Origin of the sequence: Pseudomonas sp. 9AZ (genome assembly GCF_902506525.1) — a bacterium.
GTDB lineage: Bacteria > Pseudomonadota > Gammaproteobacteria > Pseudomonadales > Pseudomonadaceae > Aquipseudomonas > Aquipseudomonas peli.
On the sequence record NZ_LR733840.1, the window covers coordinates 1,387,664 to 1,404,766 of the forward strand.

Annotated in this window: 11 protein-coding genes; 1 reads left to right on the forward strand and 10 read right to left on the reverse strand. The window is 55.7% G+C overall.

Translation table 11 applies throughout. From position 1 onward, the window contains the following. Positions 1 to 125: 125 nt before the first annotated feature. The 10 genes from ALTER154_RS06550 to ALTER154_RS06590 form a co-directional block, all read right to left on the reverse strand. On the reverse strand, positions 126 to 1,544 hold the full coding sequence (locus ALTER154_RS06550; RefSeq protein WP_160085748.1) for an FAD-dependent oxidoreductase: 1,419 nt from the start codon (positions 1,542 to 1,544) through the stop codon (positions 126 to 128). 34 nt (positions 1,545 to 1,578) lie between these two features. Continuing rightward, positions 1,579 to 6,027: a glutamate synthase large subunit gene (gene gltB, locus ALTER154_RS06555; RefSeq protein ID WP_160085749.1), complete on the reverse strand. Its 4,449-nt coding sequence runs from the start codon at positions 6,025 to 6,027 to the stop codon at positions 1,579 to 1,581. Positions 6,028 to 6,267: 240 nt separating this feature from the next. Further along, a complete protein-coding gene (locus tag ALTER154_RS06560) occupies positions 6,268 to 7,848 on the reverse strand; it encodes an AAA family ATPase (RefSeq protein ID WP_160085750.1) in 1,581 nt (526 codons plus the stop codon). Between the two features lie 10 nt (positions 7,849 to 7,858). After that, entirely contained in the window at positions 7,859 to 8,962 is a 1,104-nt protein-coding gene (gene aroB, locus ALTER154_RS06565) for a 3-dehydroquinate synthase (RefSeq protein ID WP_160085751.1), read from the reverse strand. A 51-nt stretch (positions 8,963 to 9,013) separates the two neighbouring features. Further along, positions 9,014 to 9,532, reverse strand: coding sequence for a shikimate kinase AroK (gene aroK, locus ALTER154_RS20965; RefSeq protein WP_160085752.1), 519 nt, complete (start codon positions 9,530 to 9,532; stop codon positions 9,014 to 9,016). Between the two features lie 4 nt (positions 9,533 to 9,536). After that, positions 9,537 to 11,624, reverse strand: coding sequence for a type IV pilus secretin PilQ (pilQ, locus tag ALTER154_RS06570; protein ID WP_160090036.1), 2,088 nt, complete (start codon positions 11,622 to 11,624; stop codon positions 9,537 to 9,539). A gap of 55 nt (positions 11,625 to 11,679) precedes the next feature. Continuing rightward, positions 11,680 to 12,204 carry a type 4a pilus biogenesis lipoprotein PilP gene (gene pilP / locus ALTER154_RS06575; protein ID WP_160085753.1) on the reverse strand — a complete coding sequence of 175 codons (525 nt, stop codon included), beginning with the start codon at positions 12,202 to 12,204 and terminating at the stop codon, positions 11,680 to 11,682. Beyond that, positions 12,201 to 12,824: a type 4a pilus biogenesis protein PilO gene (gene pilO, locus ALTER154_RS06580; RefSeq protein WP_160085754.1), complete on the reverse strand. Its 624-nt coding sequence runs from the start codon at positions 12,822 to 12,824 to the stop codon at positions 12,201 to 12,203. Before pilO ends, pilP begins: the two co-directional genes overlap by 4 nt. Continuing rightward, positions 12,821 to 13,393, reverse strand: a complete 573-nt coding sequence (locus ALTER154_RS06585) for a PilN domain-containing protein (protein ID WP_160085755.1) — start codon at positions 13,391 to 13,393, stop codon at positions 12,821 to 12,823. Before ALTER154_RS06585 ends, pilO begins: the two co-directional genes overlap by 4 nt. After that, on the reverse strand, positions 13,393 to 14,457 hold the full coding sequence (locus ALTER154_RS06590; RefSeq protein WP_160085756.1) for a pilus assembly protein PilM: 1,065 nt from the start codon (positions 14,455 to 14,457) through the stop codon (positions 13,393 to 13,395). The genes ALTER154_RS06585 and ALTER154_RS06590 overlap by 1 nt, the downstream gene beginning before the upstream one ends. 184 nt (positions 14,458 to 14,641) lie before the next feature. Between ALTER154_RS06590 and ALTER154_RS06595 the strand changes: the two genes are divergently transcribed. Continuing rightward, positions 14,642 to 17,056: a penicillin-binding protein 1A gene (locus ALTER154_RS06595; protein ID WP_372239918.1), complete on the forward strand. Its 2,415-nt coding sequence runs from the start codon at positions 14,642 to 14,644 to the stop codon at positions 17,054 to 17,056. Positions 17,057 to 17,103: the final 47 nt, after the last annotated feature.

Below are 17,103 nucleotides of genomic sequence, written 5' to 3' on the forward strand. Positions count from 1 at the left end.
GTAATCGGTAAAAAAGTGCGGGCATTTTCGCAGAGCGCAAAACAAAAGGCACGGCGAGTGCCGTGCCTTTTATCTATTGCGACGATTTGCCTCGGCCCGTGAGGCCAAGCCAATCACGCAGACGCTTAGACGCCGAGGTAGTCGAGGATACCTTCGGCGGCGTTCCTGCCTTCGAAGATCGCCGTCACCACCAGGTCAGAACCGCGAACCATATCACCACCGGCGAAGATCTTCGGGTTGCTGGTCTGGTGCTTGAACTGGCTCTGCTCAGGCGCTACGACGCGGCCTTGGCTGTCGGTTTCGATCGTGAAATCGCTGAACCAGGCAGCTGGGCTTGGACGGAAACCGAAGGCGATCAGCACGGCTTCCGCCGGGATGATTTCCTCGGAGCCCGGAATCGGCTCAGGGCTGCGACGGCCACGGGCATCCGGCTCGCCGAGACGGGTCTCGACCACTTTCACGCCCTCAACCTTGCCTTCACCAACGATGGCGATGGGCTGACGGTTGAAGAGGAATTTCACCCCTTCTTCCTTGGCGTTCTTCACTTCCTTGCGCGAGCCCGGCATGTTTTCTTCGTCACGGCGATAGGCGCAGGTGACCGACTTGGCGCCCTGGCGAATCGAGGTACGGTTGCAGTCCATCGCGGTGTCGCCGCCGCCGAGCACGACGATGCGCTTGCCCTTCATATCGATAAAGTCTTCCGCATTCTTCTCGAAACCGAGGTTGCGGTTGACGTTGGCGATCAGGAAATCCAGCGCATCGGTGACGCCCGGCAGGTCTTCGCCGGGGAAGCCGCCCTTCATGTAGGTGTAGGTGCCCATGCCCATAAACACGGCATCGTACTCATCCAGCAGCTGCTGCATGGTGATGTCTGTGCCGATCTCGGTGTTCAGGCGGAACTCGACGCCCATGCCGGTGAAGACTTCGCGGCGATTGCTCAGCACGCTCTTCTCCAGCTTGAACTCGGGGATACCGAAAGTCAGTAGACCGCCGATTTCCGGGTTCTTGTCGAATACCACCGGGGTCACACCGTTGCGCACCAGGACGTCGGCGCAGCCCAGCCCTGCCGGACCGGCACCGATCACCGCAACGCGTTTGCCAGTTGGCACCACGCGCGACATATCCGGACGCCAGCCCATGGCGAACGCCGTATCGGTGATGTACTTCTCCACCGAGCCGATGGTCACCGCACCGAAACCGTCGTTGAGGGTGCAGGCACCCTCGCAAAGACGGTCTTGCGGACACACGCGGCCGCAGACTTCCGGCAGGGTGTTGGTCTGGTGCGACAGTTCGGCGGCGGCGAGGATGTTGCCCTCGGACACCAGCTTGAGCCAGTTGGGAATGAAGTTGTGCACGGGGCACTTCCATTCGCAATAGGGGTTGCCACAGCCTAGGCAGCGGTGTGCCTGGTCGGCCGCTTGCGCAGGCTTGAAGTTGTCGTAGATCTCGACGAACTCTTTCTTACGCTGACGCAACAGTTTCTTCTTCGGGTCTTTGCGCCCGACTTCGATGAACTGGAAGTCGTTATTCAGACGTTCAGTCATTGCAATACCTCATCAAACCACTTCAGGCGCATTCTTATTGCGGGTTGGCACGGGTGCTGGAGAGCAACGACTTCAGGCTTGCCGCCTTCGGTTTGACCAGCCAGAACTTGCGCAGGTAGTCGTCCAGGTTTTCCAGCAGGGTCGCGCCCCACTCACTCGATGTTTCCTGGACGTACTCGGCGAGCACGCGTTCCAGGTGGCTACGGTAAGCCTCCATCGACTCATTGTTGATCCGCTGAATTTCCACCAGCTCGTGGTTAACGCGGTCGTAGAAGCTGTTATCCAGATCCAGCACGTAGGCGAAACCGCCAGTCATGCCGGAGCCGAAGTTGTAGCCGGTTTTGCCCAGTACGCAGACAAAGCCGCCGGTCATGTATTCGCAGCAATGGTCGCCAGTGCCCTCAACCACGGTGTGTGCACCGGAGTTACGCACGGCAAAACGCTCGCCCGCAGTACCAGCGGCGAACAGCTTACCGCCAGTGGCGCCGTACAGACAGGTGTTGCCGATGATGGCGCTGTCCTGGGTCTTGAACGGACTGCCTTTCGGCGGGGTGATCACCAGCTTGCCGCCGGTCATGCCCTTGCCGACGTAGTCGTTGGCGTCGCCTTCCAGGTACAGGTTCAGACCACCGGCGTTCCAAACGCCGAAGCTCTGGCCCGCAGTGCCCTTGAAGCGGAAGGTGATTGGCGCCTTGGCCATGCCCTGGTTGCCGTGTTTGCGGGCGATTTCGCCGGAGACACGGGCACCGATGGAACGGTCACAGTTGCAGATTTCCAGATCAATCTCAGCACCGCTGGCTGCCTCAATCGCCGGCTTGACCAGCTCGACCATCTTCTCGGCCAGCAGGCCTTCGTCGAACGGCGGATTGCGATCAACCAGGCAGAACTGCGGCTTGTCAGCCGGAATGTGGTCACTGCCGAGCAGCGGCGTCAGGTCAAGATGACCCTGCTTGGCGGTTTCGCCCGGCAGCATTTCCAGCAGATCGGTACGCCCGATCAGCTCTTCCAGGCTGCGTACGCCCAGCTTGGCCAGCCACTCACGGGTTTCTTCGGCGACATAGGTGAAGAAGTTCATCACCATTTCGACGGTGCCGATGAAGTGATCCTTGCGCAGCTTGTCGTTCTGCGTGGCCACGCCGGTGGCGCAGTTGTTCAGGTGACAGATACGCAGGTATTTGCAGCCCAGGGCGATCATCGGCGCAGTACCGAAGCCGAAGCTTTCGGCGCCGAGGATAGCCGCCTTGATCACGTCGAGGCCGGTTTTCAGGCCGCCGTCGGTCTGTACCCGCACCTTGCCGCGCAGGTCGTTGCCGCGCAGTGTTTGGTGGGTTTCGGCCAGGCCGAGTTCCCACGGCGCACCGGCGTACTTGATCGAGGTCAGCGGTGATGCGCCGGTGCCACCGTCGTAACCGGAGATGGTGATCAGGTCGGCGTAAGCCTTGGCCACACCGGCGGCGATGGTGCCGACACCGGCTTCCGCCACCAGCTTGACCGAAACCAGCGCAACCGGGTTAACCTGTTTGAGGTCATAGATCAGCTGCGCCAGGTCTTCGATGGAATAAATGTCGTGGTGCGGTGGTGGCGAAATCAGGGTCACGCCCGGCACTGCGTAACGCAGTTTGGCGATCAGACCGTTGACCTTGCCGCCCGGCAGCTGGCCGCCCTCACCGGGCTTGGCGCCCTGAGCAACCTTGATCTGCAGCACTTCGGCGTTGACCAAATATTCGGGGGTTACACCGAAACGGCCAGTGGCCACCTGCTTGATCTTCGAGCTGCGCACGGTGCCGTAACGGGCCGGGTCTTCGCCGCCCTCACCGGAGTTGGAGCGCGCGCCCAGGCGGTTCATCGCTTCGGCAATGGCTTCGTGTGCCTCAGGCGACAACGCGCCAAGGGAAATCCCGGCAGAGTCGAAGCGCTTGAGGATATCGCCCAGTGGCTCAACCTGATCCAGCGCCAGCGGCTGATCGGCCAGCTTCAGTTTCAGCAGGTCGCGCAGCATCGACACCGGACGGGTGTCGACCAGCGTGGTGTATTCCTTGAATTTTTCGTAGCTACCTTGCTGCACCGCCGCCTGCAGGGTGTTGACCACATCCGGGTTGTAGGCGTGGTACTCGCCGCCGTAAACGAACTTTAGCAAGCCGCCTTGCTGGATCGACTTGCGCGCATTCCAGGCTTCGGCCGCGAGCAGCTTCTGCTCGTTTTCGATATCGACGAAGCGCGCGCCCTTGATGCGGCTGGCCACACCACGGAAGCACAGCTCGGTGACGTCATCAGCCAGGCCGACCGCTTCAAACAGCTGCGCACCACGGTAGGACGCAACAGTGGAGATACCCATCTTCGACAGGATCTTCAGCAGGCCCTTGGAGATGCCTTTGCGGTAGTGCTTGAACACTTCATACAGATCACCCAGCACTTCGCCGGTGCGGATCAGGTCGCCCAGCACTTCGTAAGCCAGGAACGGATAAACCGCCGACGCGCCGAAGCCGAGCAGCACGGCATAGTGATGCGGGTCGCGGGCAGTTGCAGTCTCGACCAGAATATTGCAGTCGCAGCGCAGGCCTTTCTCGGTCAGACGGTGGTGAATCGCACCGGTAACCAGCGAGGCGTGAGCCGGCAGCTTGCCAGGTGCGATATGACGGTCAGACAGAACCAGCAGCACCTTACCGGCGCGCACCGCTTCTTCAGCCTGATCGGCCATGTTGCGCACGGCGGCTTCCAGGCCGAGCGACTCGTCGTAGTTCATGTCGATCAGCTGACGCTCGAAGCCTGGGCGATCCAGGTTCATCAAGGCGCGCCACTTGGCCGGCGAGATCACCGGGCTGCTGAGAATCACCCGTGCGGCGTGCTCAGGCGATTCTTCGAAGATATTGCGCTCGGCACCGAGGCAGATCTCCAGCGACATGACGATGGCTTCACGCAGCGGGTCGATCGGCGGGTTGGTAACCTGGGCGAACTGCTGGCGGAAGTAGTCGTACGGCGAGCGCACGCGCTGGCTGAGCACGGCCATCGGCGTGTCATCGCCCATGGAGCCGACTGCTTCCTGGCCTTGTTCGCCCAGCGGACGCAGCACCTGGTCACGCTCCTCGAAGGTGACCTGGTACATCTTCATGTACTGCTTGAGCTGGTCGACGTCGTAGAACGCCGAACCATGGTCGCGGTCTTCCAGGGTCGCCTGAATGCGCTGGGCACTCTTGCGCATCCACTGTTTGTAGGGATGACGCGACTTCAGACGGTTGTCGATGTCGTCGCTGCCGAGGATCTGCCCGGTTTCGGTGTCTACGGCGAGGATCTGACCCGGGCCTACGCGGCCCTTAGCCAATACGTCCTCGGGAGCGTAGTTCCACACGCCGATTTCCGAGGCCAGGGTGATGTAGCCGTTCTTGGTGGTGACCCAGCGCGCCGGACGCAGACCGTTACGGTCGAGCAGGCACACGGCATGGCGGCCATCGGTGAGTACCACACCGGCCGGACCATCCCAGGGTTCCATGTGCATGGAGTTGTATTCGTAGAACGCGCGCAGATCGGCGTCCATGGTTTCAACGTTCTGCCACGCAGGCGGAATGATCATGCGCACGCCGCGGAACAGGTCGATGCCGCCGGTGACCATCAGCTCAAGCATGTTGTCCATGCTCGATGAGTCGGAACCTACGCGGTTGACCAGAGGGCCAAGCTCATCCAAATCAAAGATCTGGTCGTTGGCGAACTTCATACGGCGCGCCTGCGCCCAGTTACGGTTGCCGGTGATGGTGTTGATTTCACCGTTGTGCGCCAGGAAGCGGAAGGGCTGAGCCAGCGGCCACTTCGGCAAGGTGTTGGTGGAGAAGCGCTGGTGGAATACGCAAATAGCGGTCTGCAAACGCTCGTCACCCAGGTCCGGGTAGAACTGCTGCAGGTCGGCCGGCATCATCAGGCCTTTGTAGATGATGGTCTTGTGCGAAAAGCTGCAGATGTAGTGATCGCTGTCAGCGGCGTTGGCCACCGATGAGCGACGACGGGCACTGAACAGCTTGATCGCAAACTCCTGATCGGACAGACCTTCGCCGCCGATAAACACCTGCTCGATCTGTGGCAGACGCTCAAGCGCTAAGCGGCCAAGTACGCTGGTGTCGATTGGCACTTTGCGCCAGCCGACCAGGCTCAGGCCGGCAGCGAGAATCTCGCGATTCATGTTTTCGCGGGCCGCTTCAGCCTTCACTGGATCTTGGTTGAGGAACACCATGCCGACGGCGTACTGCTTAGGCAGCTCGACGGCAAAGTGCTGCTGGGCCATGGCCCGCAGGAAAGCATCAGGCTTCTGGATCAGCAGACCGCAACCGTCACCGGTCTTACCGTCGGCGTTGATCCCGCCACGGTGGGTCATGCATGTCAGGGCTTCAATCGCGGTCTGCAGCAGGTGATGGCTAGCCTCACCCTGCATATGGGCGATAAGGCCGAAGCCGCAGTTATCCTTGAACTCATCAGGACGGTACAAACCTGCTTTCATAGGGACTCTCACCAGACGGCCTATCACAAGGCAATTACTTTCTAATTCAACCACTTACCATGCGCGCAGGACTAAGCCCCAGCTTTGCGCAGGCGAAAGGGCAGTCATTGTACATACCCACCTAGGTCGTCACAAACCTTAGTGACGAAGCCTTGAAAAAATATGTCGCGAAAACGAAGGATAAGACCGGAAGGTCGTGGTAGCGACCGACCGGTCAGCGCGAGCGCTGAAGTGTATCAGCTAGCGCGCCTGAGCAATCTCTTGCTGAATGCCGGCGAAGTTACGCGGCCATGGCTTACCAGCCTGCACTTTTGCAGGCAGGGTACGCAAGGCCGCCTGCGCCGCATCACGCGTGGCAAAGCTGCCATAGGTGACCACGTACAGCGGCTTACCCTGATGCTGCTTCTTGAAATAGTGGTAATCCGCACCGTTGGCTTTTACAAACGCCTGAGCACCACTCTCCAAACGCGCGCCGAGAATCTGCAGGGTATAACGTGAGCCCGCCTGCGCAGCATACCAATCACCACCAGCCGCCGGCTTGGCCGCAGGGGGCGGAGCTTTAGGCTTTGCTGGCGACGGTGCCGCTGTGACCACTGACGCAACCGGTTTGACCACAGGCGCAGCAGGCGGAGCAACCACAGGTGCTACCTTAACCGGTTCAGGCACAACTGGCGCAACCGGAACACTTGCTGACACTGCCGGCTCAGGCGCGATATCCGCAGCGCCTGACACACCCGCTGCGTCAGCTTCTTCAGCGCCACTCAAACCGGCGGCCTGCGCCAAAGGCTCACGAATCACCGGCTGCGCTTCGCCCACCAAAGGCAGCGGCAGTGGCTGATTGGCACCCTCAAATTGAATCGCCGGCGCAACCGCCGGAGCAGCTGTCGCGCCTGGCTCCGCAACCACGACAGACGGAGGAGTTTCACCGAGTGGCAACTGTGCAATCACCGGCGTATCAATATCCTCGACCACCCGCCCTTGCATAAACCAGGCAGCCAGCACGCCGATAGCCACCACACAAAGGGCCAGCAAATGCTTGCGCGGCAAACTGAAGGAAAAACCACCACGACTCGCCGCACCACGCTGCGCCAACATCGCCTCAACCAGCGACTCGCGCGCAACCTGATTGATTACGCCCGGCCAGCCGGAAGATTGCTCATGAATATCGGCAACCTGGCCATCACTCAACACCTCAATGCCCTGCCCCGCACCCTCAAGACGCTGAGCCAGATACTCGCGCGTCTCATCCTCGCTATAGGGCTGCAACTCGATGACATGAAAGCACTCATCACCCGCAGCCACACGCTCAAGCCGCGGCAGCAGCTGCGAATCAGCAAACAGAAAAACATGCGGACGCCCTTCCGCATTGCCAACCGCCAGACTCAGCAAGCTGGTCAAGGCCGCATCACTGAGGTCTTCAGCATCATCCACCAGCACATAGACTTCCTGCCCAGTCAGCGCTAATTGCCCAACCTGCGCAAGAATGGCCGGCAGCTCTGGCCGCTGCACCTGCAGCCCCTGCGCGACCTGACGCAAAATGCTCGCGGGATCCGAAGCGCCCTTGGCGGACACCACAAGACTCTGCACTGCCTGCTTATTGGTACTCGCTACCAGCGCCTGGCGGAGCAGGGTCTTGCCACTGCCTTCCGGCCCACTGACCACCAGCAACAACTGACTGTAACGCGCCAGATGGTGCAACTGACCCAGCACTGGCTTACGCTGGGCAGGGAAAAACTTGAACCCCGGCACCCTCGAAGCGAAAGGGTCGTGGGTGAAGTGGTAATGATCGAGAAACGCCTCGTCAGCATGCAGACTTGTCATGGGACACTCGTTAATTTTTAAGCCGAGCCAGCTGCGCCGCATAGTCTGCGCTCAGCGTGGCATTCAAAATTTCGCGGGGAAAATCACCGGTTACAACCGCCTCACCCAAGCCACGCAACAACACCAGACGCAGCTTGCCATCAAGGACTTTCTTGTCGACCGCCATATGCTCCATAAAATCCTCAGGCGTCATATCCTCAGGTGGTACAACCGGCAACCCTGCAGCCATAAACAACCGAACAGCACGATCGCGCTCGGGCTTGCTAATCCAGCCCAACCGCTCAGACATATCCAACGCCATTACAGTACCCGCCGCCACCGCCTCACCATGCAGCCACGAACCATAGCCTTGGTGCGTCTCGATGGCATGGCCGAAGGTGTGCCCGAGATTCAACGTAGCGCGCACACCTGACTCACGCTCATCCGCCGCAACCACACGGGCTTTGGCAGCGCAGGAATGAGCAATTGCAGCAGTCAGGGCCTCCTGGTCTAAGGCGCGCAATGCTGGCATATGAGCCTCAAGCCAGGACAGGAAGGGCTCATCACAGATCAAACCGTACTTAATCACCTCAGCCAAACCGGCTGACAATTCTCGAGCGGGCAAGGTAGCGAGCGTAGCAGTATCGATCAACACAGCTTGCGGCTGATAAAAGGCACCCACCATATTTTTACCCAACGGGTGGTTGATCCCGGTTTTGCCGCCAACCGACGAATCAACCTGAGACAGCAATGTTGTTGGCACCTGAATGAAATTGACACCGCGCTGGTAACACGACGCTGCAAACCCCGCCATATCACCAATTACGCCCCCCCCTAGAGCAATCACGGTCGTGCGCCGGTCATGCCGCGCACCTAGCAACCCGTCAAAAATCAGCTGCAGGGTTTCCCAGGTTTTGTAACTTTCGCCATCAGGCAAAACAACAGAAGTTACGGCAAAACCAGTAAGCGAGCGCTCAAGCGCTGCGAGATATAGGGGTGCAACTGTCTCATTGGTTACGATCGCGACTTGACGACCAACAATGTGGGCCACCAACACATCATCACGAGCCAACAGCTCGCCACCGATATAGATCGGGTAGCTGCGCTCACCAAGATCGACATGAAGAGTTTGCATAGAGCCCCCAGGTTTCAAAGGGGCCTAGGATAGCGCAGTTCAGCCTGCGCTTTAACGGGGAGAAAGCGCCTCAAGACGCTCAAGGATCTCTTGTACCACCAGACGAGGCGGACGCTCGTCGGTTTCGACTACTACGTCGGCGATTTCACGGTAAAGCGGATCACGAACTGCCAACAGATCAGCCAGAACCTTACCCGGATCCGCCGCCCGCAACAGGGGACGATTTCGATCACGTGAAGTGCGATCCACCTGCTGCTCGACAGACGCATGCAGATAGACCACATGTCCACCGCGCCTAAGGGCAACACGGTTTTCAGCACGCATTACCGCACCGCCGCCAGTGGCAAGCACCATACCGTCGACATCGCAAAGGTCTGCAATCACCGCCTGCTCACGCTCACGAAATCCCTGCTCACCTTCAACATCAAAGATCCAAGGAATATCCGCGCCCGTACGCTGCTCAATCTCTTTATCAGAGTCTTTGAACGGCAACCGCAACTCTTTAGCAAGCAGGCGCCCGATGGTGCTTTTCCCAGCGCCCATCGGGCCTACAAGGATCAAATTTCGCACTGAGTCAACGACTCACCGCAACAGCTGGACTGTTCATTATACGGGGAGTCAGGAAAACAAGTAATTCTGACTTTTGTTCCTGAACACTATCTCGCCTGAACAGTCGACCTACGTAAGGCAACTCGCCTAGAAAAGGAACCTTATCAACAGACTTGGTCTGGGTATTGGAGAACACACCCCCAATAACAATGGTTTCGCCATCACTGACCAAAACTTTCGCATTCACCTCGTTCTTATCGATAGGCGGAATCCCATTGAGGGCGCGCTCAAAGTTCGGTGCATCTTTTGTTACTTTTACTTCCATAATTATACGGTTATCTGGCGTAATTTGAGGTGTAACTTCTAAAGAGAGAGCAGCCTCTTTAAATGAAGTGGTGCTAGCGCCACTAGAACTCGCCTCTTGATAAGGAATCTCTGAACCTTTCAAAATTTTGGCCGTTTCCTTATCCGAAGTAACCACTTTAGGCTGAGATACAATCTCACCGTTCCCAGTTTTTTCCATGGCAGAGAGCTCAAGGTCTAAAATAGTATTGTCTGTTATAAAACCGATACCAATTCCAGATGTAGCCTCGCTAACACCAAGATCTACAAAATTACCAAGCGATGGCGTAGGATTTTGAACACCGGGATTCTGGCCGTAGCCAGGAGCCCCTACACGATTACCATCACTACCACCGACGACAAAGTTACTATTGCCGACGCGCGCACCACGCCAGTTAACCCCAAGCTCCTTATCGTAATCAACATTCGCCTCAACAATCCTCGCCTCAATCATAACCTGACGAACAGCAACATCAAGCTGAGAAACTATACGGCGGAGCTCGTCTAAACGCTCCTGTGTTTGATAGGCAATAATACTGTTTGTTCTATCATCAACAGTTATTGAGCCACGATCATCAGCTTTACCATCAGCGCTTGTTACCGACTGAAAAAGCTTCGCCATATCGGACGCCTTAGCATAATTCACCTGAATTAGCTCACGACGCAAAGGCGCCAACTCTGCAATCTGTTTTTGCGACTCAAGCTCCTGCCTCTCACGCGCAGCTATTTCGTCTGCGGGAGCTACGAGAAGTACATTACCTATCTTGCGCTTATCCAACCCCTTCGTTTTCAGGACAAGATCTAAAGCCTGATCCCACGGAACATTTTGCAACCGAAGAGTAATGTTCCCAGCTACAGTATCACTAGCCACCAAGTTCAGATCAGTAAAGTCTGCAATAAGTTGAAGAACCGACCGAACATCAATGTCTTGAAAATTAAGAGAAAGCTTTTCACCTGCATATGCAAAACTATCGGCTTTTCGCTTTTCAGCTTCAAATTGAGTCAACGGCTTAATACTTAAAGTCAACTTGTTATCTGTTTGATACGCCAAATAGTCATAGACACCGGACGACTCAATAACAATACTGACTTTATCAGCAGTTCCAGTACTGCTTACGAACTGAACCGGAGTAGCAAAATCCTTCACATCAAGCTTCACACGCAGCGATTCAGGCAACTGTGTTTTAGCAAAGTCCAGACGAATCTTACCGCCTTGATCTTGTATATCAGGACTTACAGAAGAATCGGACAAGGTTATAACCACATTCCCCTCTCCCTGCTCACCGCGCTGAAAATCTATATTACTAATCCCCCTCACTTGCGGAGCATATTTCTTCGAAGGAGCAACGGCAGTAGTTACAACTGGCGCCGCCGAAGCAGCAGAAACTTTAGAGCCCTCACCAACCACAACGAAGAGGCTATTTCCCTCAGCGCGAGTGTGGTAAGGAGAAAGGCTCGACAAGTTAATGACAAGCCGCGTACGGTCTTTCGCCTCGACCACGGTCACACTACGAGCATTACCAACACCGAGCTCGCGATTTTTTAAACCTAACTTGTTCGATACACCAGGCAAATCAAGCGCAATACGCGCCGGCTGCTCAATGGTATAGCCGCGAGGAGCGAGCACTGGCTCGTCGAATGTCAGCTTTAATTCGACGCGATCCCCTGGCAAGGCAGCGACATCAAGCGCTGTTAAGTCAGCGGCCATCAACGAGGGAGACACGAGTGCCGCTAGAAAAGAGAAACCAACTAAAGAAGGAGATATGTTCATAATCATATTCCACTGAGCAGATCGATTATTTTTTTTCATTTTCATTCCGCTCTAGTTAAGAGCGCTCCTTAAGGGACAGGCTACGCGGTCGCTCCAACCAACCACCCTCACCATCCGGAACGATTTCAATTACATCAATTTTGGATTCATCTATACCAAGTATCCGACCATGGTTACGACCGAGATAATCACCCACCCGCACCCGGTGAACACCCCCAGCGCCATTCACCAGAGCAAAGGAGCCAGTATCATTAGCCAAGGTACCCACCATTACAAAGGATTCTATATTGAATCCTTCAAGAAATTGCTTAGTGCGTGTTTCATCGGGCTTAATATCTTTAGAACCTTTCTGCCTATCCGCCACTTCCAGTTTTACTGGAGGTTGAAATGGGCTTCTCAACGCAGCAGCGCTGTATGCAAAGCTTTCATAGGGCTGAAATTTTGGCAGCGGTTCAATTTCACCTTTAGGCCGAGCACGCACCTCATCCATATATGACTGGAGATCTGAAAAGTCGCCTCCACCACCACACCCTGAAACCATAACAATTGAAAGCCCAAGTAAAACTCTGAAAAGTATCATTGCACGCCCCCCTTATCATTATAGCGATAAGTTTTGGCCAGAATACTCATGCGCAGCTTAGAAGAAGTATCCGCACTTACAGGAACCAGATTAAAATCATGCAAAGTCACAATTCGCGGCAGACTTGCAACACCACTAACAAAAGTTGCCAGATCATGATATGACCCAACGACAGTTATTTGAATAGGTAGTTCTATATAGAATTGCTGTGCAGCCTCAGGCAATAATTTAATTTCTTCAAACTCTAAACCACTACCCAACCCTGTCCTAGTTATATCCTCCAGAAGACCCGGAACCTCTGTATCGCTTGGGAGCTGCTTCAAGAGGGCGCCAAATGAAACCTCCATCTCTTGCATCTGATCCTTGTAGGCATCTAGGTTTGCCGCTTGAAAAGCCTTACTTGAGAACTGCTCTTTCAGGATAGCCTCTTCAGCTCTTTTACCGTCCAACTGAGTCTGAAGGTCTTTAAGGTGAAAATTATAACCAAAAGCAACAACAGCAATTAGCAACAGAGCACCCGCAATAAACTTGACCGCCGCAGGCCACGAGCCAACATTATTAAAATCAAGATCATTTAGATCAATCTGACGCAGGCTTTCTAAAGAATCATTAAGACTCATTGCTTAGCCTCCTCGGGAGCAAGCGCAGGCTGGGTCTGCTGCACACTTAGCTGAAACACATTAGCCTGATCAACCGCCCCGGCCGTAACAGACTTAACTTCAGTTAGATTCGGCGCCGTTAGCCACTCTGAAGCGTCTAAATTTCGCATCAGATTCGATACACGATTGTTAGATTCAGCCGCGCCAACAATTGAGATATTCTTAGCAGCCATTTTTACTGCAGTGAAATGCACACCATCAGGTAGTGTTCTAACTAACTGGTCAAAGACACGACCAATAATAGGTCGGTTACCTTGTAAATCCTGAATGATCTTCATCCGCTCAAGAAGCTGCTGACGACGGGTTTTCAGCTCACTAATTTCTTTAATGCGCGCATCCAGAACAGCAATTTCCTTACGGACAAACTCATTCCGAGCATCCTGTTGCTCAATAGCACCATTAAGATATTGATCCCCAAGAAATACAGTGCCTGCTGCTACGATAAAGACACCAGCAAGTGTTACTAGAAAGCGCTGCTTGCGCTCTTCGCGCAGCTGCTCGCGCCAAGGTAAAAGGTTAATCCGCGCCATTAGTCGAAACTCCTCATTGCCAGACCACAGGCAATCATCAAGGCTGGCGCATCACTGGCGAGCGCACCAGCGTTGACCTTTCCACTCAGTGCCATTTCAGCGAATGGGTTAGCGACCAATGTCTGAGTACCAATTTTTTGCTGAATCAAACGATCAAGGTCTGGAATCGACGCCGTACCGCCTGCCAACAGGATGTAGTCGACATCATTGAACTGACCTGCAGCGAAAAAGAACTGCAGCGATCGAGCGACTTGTTGCACCACGGCTTCTTTAAAAGGCTGCAACACTTCGCTGTCGTAGTCATCCGGTAAGCCGCCTTGCTTCTTGGCAAGGCCTGCCTCTTCAACTGACAAGCCGTAACGACGCTGAATCTCTTCGGTCAACTGCTTGCCACCAAACAGTTGCTCGCGGGTGTAGATGGTACGGCCGTTGTGGAGAACACTGAGCGTGGTCATGGTGGCGCCAATGTCGACAACCGCTACGGTCAGCTCATCGCGATCACCACCCAATTGGTCAATCAACAAACCATAGGCGCGCTCCAAGGCATAAGCCTCGACATCAACCACTTTGGCGGTGAGACCAGCAAGCGCAAGAGCGGCCTCACGAACCTCGACGTTCTCTTTGCGACATGCTGCGAGCAGCACCTCAACTCGATCGGCATTACGCGGGGATGCGCCCTGCACCTCGAAATCGATGGCAACTTCTTCTAAGGGATAGGGGATGTACTGGTCGGCTTCGATCTTCAGTTGGTTTTCGAGCTCATCATCAGAAAGCCCGGCTTCCATTTCGATGGTCTTGGTAATAACAGCAGACCCGGCAACCGCGACGGCGACGGTTTTTACACCGCTCTTAGCCTTCGCTAGCACACGTGAAAGGGCCTGACCCACACCTTCCAGCTCTGCGATGTTTTTCTCGACCACCGCGTTTGGCGGGAGCGGCTCGACTGCGTAAGCCTCTACCTTGTAGCGGCTTCCGGAGCGGCTCAATTCGAGGAGCTTGACGGAGGTCGAACTGATATCGATCCCGAGTAGCGTATTCGCTTTCTTATTGAAGAGCCCTAGCACGACCGATTTCCTATTGGCATCCGCGACTTACGGACTATTTATGTTTTTTCACATTAAATAACAGTCTTGACAGAAGCGCAAATGGCTACCCGGCAAAAAAACCGCTTATAATGTGATCAGTTTTTCTCTTTTAACCTTGTGTTTCGCTTAACCCGTTCTTTTATCTGGAAATCCAAAAATCTTGATGCGTCTTTTGCGTTTTTTTTGCTGGTCTAGCCTCGCCGCTTTTTGTGGTCTGGTACTCAGTTTCAGCGGGGCCTTCCTCTATCTTAGCCCCAGCCTTCCATCCGTCGAATCATTGCGCAGTATTCAGCTGCAGATTCCTCTGCGCGTTTACAGCAGCGACGCCAAGCTGATTGCCGAATTCGGTGAAATGCGCCGCTCGCCCATCGCCTTTGAAGACATTCCCCAAGACTTCATCAGCGCGCTGCTGGCAGCCGAAGACGACAACTTTGCCAATCATTATGGCGTCGACCTGACCAGCCTGATGCGCGCTGCGACGCAAATCTTAAAAAGCGGGCAAATCCAGAGTGGTGGCAGCACCATCACCATGCAGGTAGCAAAGAACTTCTTCCTGACCAGTGAAAGAAGTTTCTCACGCAAGATCAACGAGATACTTCTAGCTCTGCAAATTGAGCGAGAGCTTAGTAAGAACGAAATTCTTGAACTTTACGTGAATAAGATTTACCTCGGTAATCGCGCCTACGGTATCGAAGCAGCCGCTCAGGTGTATTACGGCAAGTCCATTCGCGACGTCACTCTTTCACAGATGGCCATGATTGCCGGACTGCCTAAAGCGCCTTCGCGCTTCAATCCGCTAGTCAACCCAACACGTGCCCTTGAGCGCCGCGACTGGATTCTCGGGCGCATGTTCAGCCTGGGTCGCATTGACCAGCAGCGCTACAAAGAGGCGCTCGCCGAGCCGATCAATGTCAGTTACCACGTGCCAACGCCCGAGCTGGTAGCGCCTTACATAGCCGAAATGGCGCGAGCTGAGATGGTCGGGCGCTACGGCAGCGAGGCCTACACCGAAGGCTTTAATGTCACCACCACGGTACCGAGCGATCTGCAGCTGGCGGCCAATACGGCCGTACGCGAAGGCTTGATCACATACGACCAGCGCCACGGCTATCGCGGACCAGAAAGCCGACTACCCGGCATGACCAAAGAAAATTGGTTAACCGAACTGAGCAAGCAGACCTCTCTCGGCGGCCTGGAACCGGCCATTGTTACCGGCGTAGAGAAAAGCGGAATTATGGTCCTGCTGCGTAACGGCGAAGAACAGGCCGTGGCTTGGGACAGCATGAAGTGGGCGCGACCATTCCTTAACACCAACAGCCTTGGTTCACGCCCACAGCAGCCTGCGGATGTCAGCCAGATAGGCGACCTGATTCGTGTGCAGCCTCAGGATGATGGAAGCCTGCGCTTCGTTCAGCTCCCCGCAGCACAAAGCGCTCTTGTTTCCCTGGACCCGAACAACGGTGCCATCCGCGCCTTGGTGGGCGGATTTTCTTTTGAGCAGAGCAACTACAACCGTGCCGCCCAGGCCAAGCGCCAACCCGGCTCGAGCTTCAAACCCTTCGTGTACAGCGCCGCGCTGGATAAAGGCTACACCGCCGCTACCCTGGTGAATGACGCGCCAATTGTGTTCGCCGATGACGCGCTGTCGCAGGTTTGGCGACCGAAGAATGACAACAACACCTTCCTGGGTCCGATCCGCCTACGCGAAGCCTTGTACCGCTCGCGCAACCTCGTATCGATTCGCCTGCTGCAAGACCTCGGCATTGCCAGCACCTTGAGCTATATCGAGCGTTTTGGTTTTGACAAAAAGGACCTGCCGCCCAACCTGTCATTGGCGCTTGGCACCGCAAGTCTGACCCCAATGGAAATCGCCGAAGGCTGGAGCGTGTTTGCCAGCGGCGGCTATAAGACCGAGCCCTACTTGATCGAACGGATTGAGGATCGCACTGGCAAACAGCTGTTCAACGCCAACCCAGCGCAAACACCTACTGGGATCGCTCAGCGCGCAGAACAAAACAGCACGATACAACTCAGCACCGGCGACCAGCCTATGCCGCCTGAGCCGGTACTTGCCGAGCAGATCATTGATGGGCGCACCGCCTACATCATGACCAGCATGCTTCAAGATGTGATCAAACGCGGTACGGGGCGCCGCGCCATGGCCTTGGGCCGTGATGACCTGGCAGGCAAAACTGGCACCACCAACGAATCAAAAGACAGCTGGTTCTCTGGTTATAACGCCGACTACATCACCACGGTCTGGGCCGGCTTTGATCAACCGGAAAGCCTGGGTCGCAATGAGTATGGCGGCACTGTAGCCCTGCCGATCTGGATGAGCTACATGGCTGCAGCCCTGAAGGACAAGCCAAGCCATCTACTGGCCGAACCCGAAGGTTTGCTGACCCTGCGTATCGATCCCCACAGCGGTCGCGCCGCTACACCGGATACACCGGAAGCCTATTTCGAGCTGTTCAAAAGTGAGGACTCACCACCGCCAATGGGTGAGTTTGAGCCGGGTACCTACATCCCGGGTAGCCCGCTACCCGCTGACGAATCTGCGCCGATCGACCTGTTCTAAGCCACTCGGCACCTTAAGCAGCGGCTTAGCAAACCGGAAATCGCGCC

What these genes read in the sequence shown, in the direction of transcription:
- ALTER154_RS06585 (WP_160085755.1), bottom strand. Translation starts at nt 13,393, where the DNA reads ATGGCGCGGATTAACCTTTTACCTTGGCGCGAGCAGCTGCGCGAAGAG.
- pilO (WP_160085754.1), bottom strand. Translation starts at nt 12,824, where the DNA reads ATGAGTCTTAATGATTCTTTAGAAAGCCTGCGTCAGATTGATCTAAAT.
- ALTER154_RS06560 (WP_160085750.1), bottom strand. Translation starts at nt 7,848, where the DNA reads ATGACAAGTCTGCATGCTGACGAGGCGTTTCTCGATCATTACCACTTC.
- aroB (WP_160085751.1), bottom strand. Translation starts at nt 8,962, where the DNA reads ATGCAAACTCTTCATGTCGATCTTGGTGAGCGCAGCTACCCGATCTAT.
- pilP (WP_160085753.1), bottom strand. Translation starts at nt 12,204, where the DNA reads ATGATACTTTTCAGAGTTTTACTTGGGCTTTCAATTGTTATGGTTTCA.
- ALTER154_RS06550 (WP_160085748.1), bottom strand. Translation starts at nt 1,544, where the DNA reads ATGACTGAACGTCTGAATAACGACTTCCAGTTCATCGAAGTCGGGCGC.
- pilQ (WP_160090036.1), bottom strand. Translation starts at nt 11,624, where the DNA reads ATGAACATATCTCCTTCTTTAGTTGGTTTCTCTTTTCTAGCGGCACTC.
- ALTER154_RS06595 (WP_372239918.1), top strand. Translation starts at nt 14,642, where the DNA reads ATGCGTCTTTTGCGTTTTTTTTGCTGGTCTAGCCTCGCCGCTTTTTGT.
- gltB (WP_160085749.1), bottom strand. Translation starts at nt 6,027, where the DNA reads ATGAAAGCAGGTTTGTACCGTCCTGATGAGTTCAAGGATAACTGCGGC.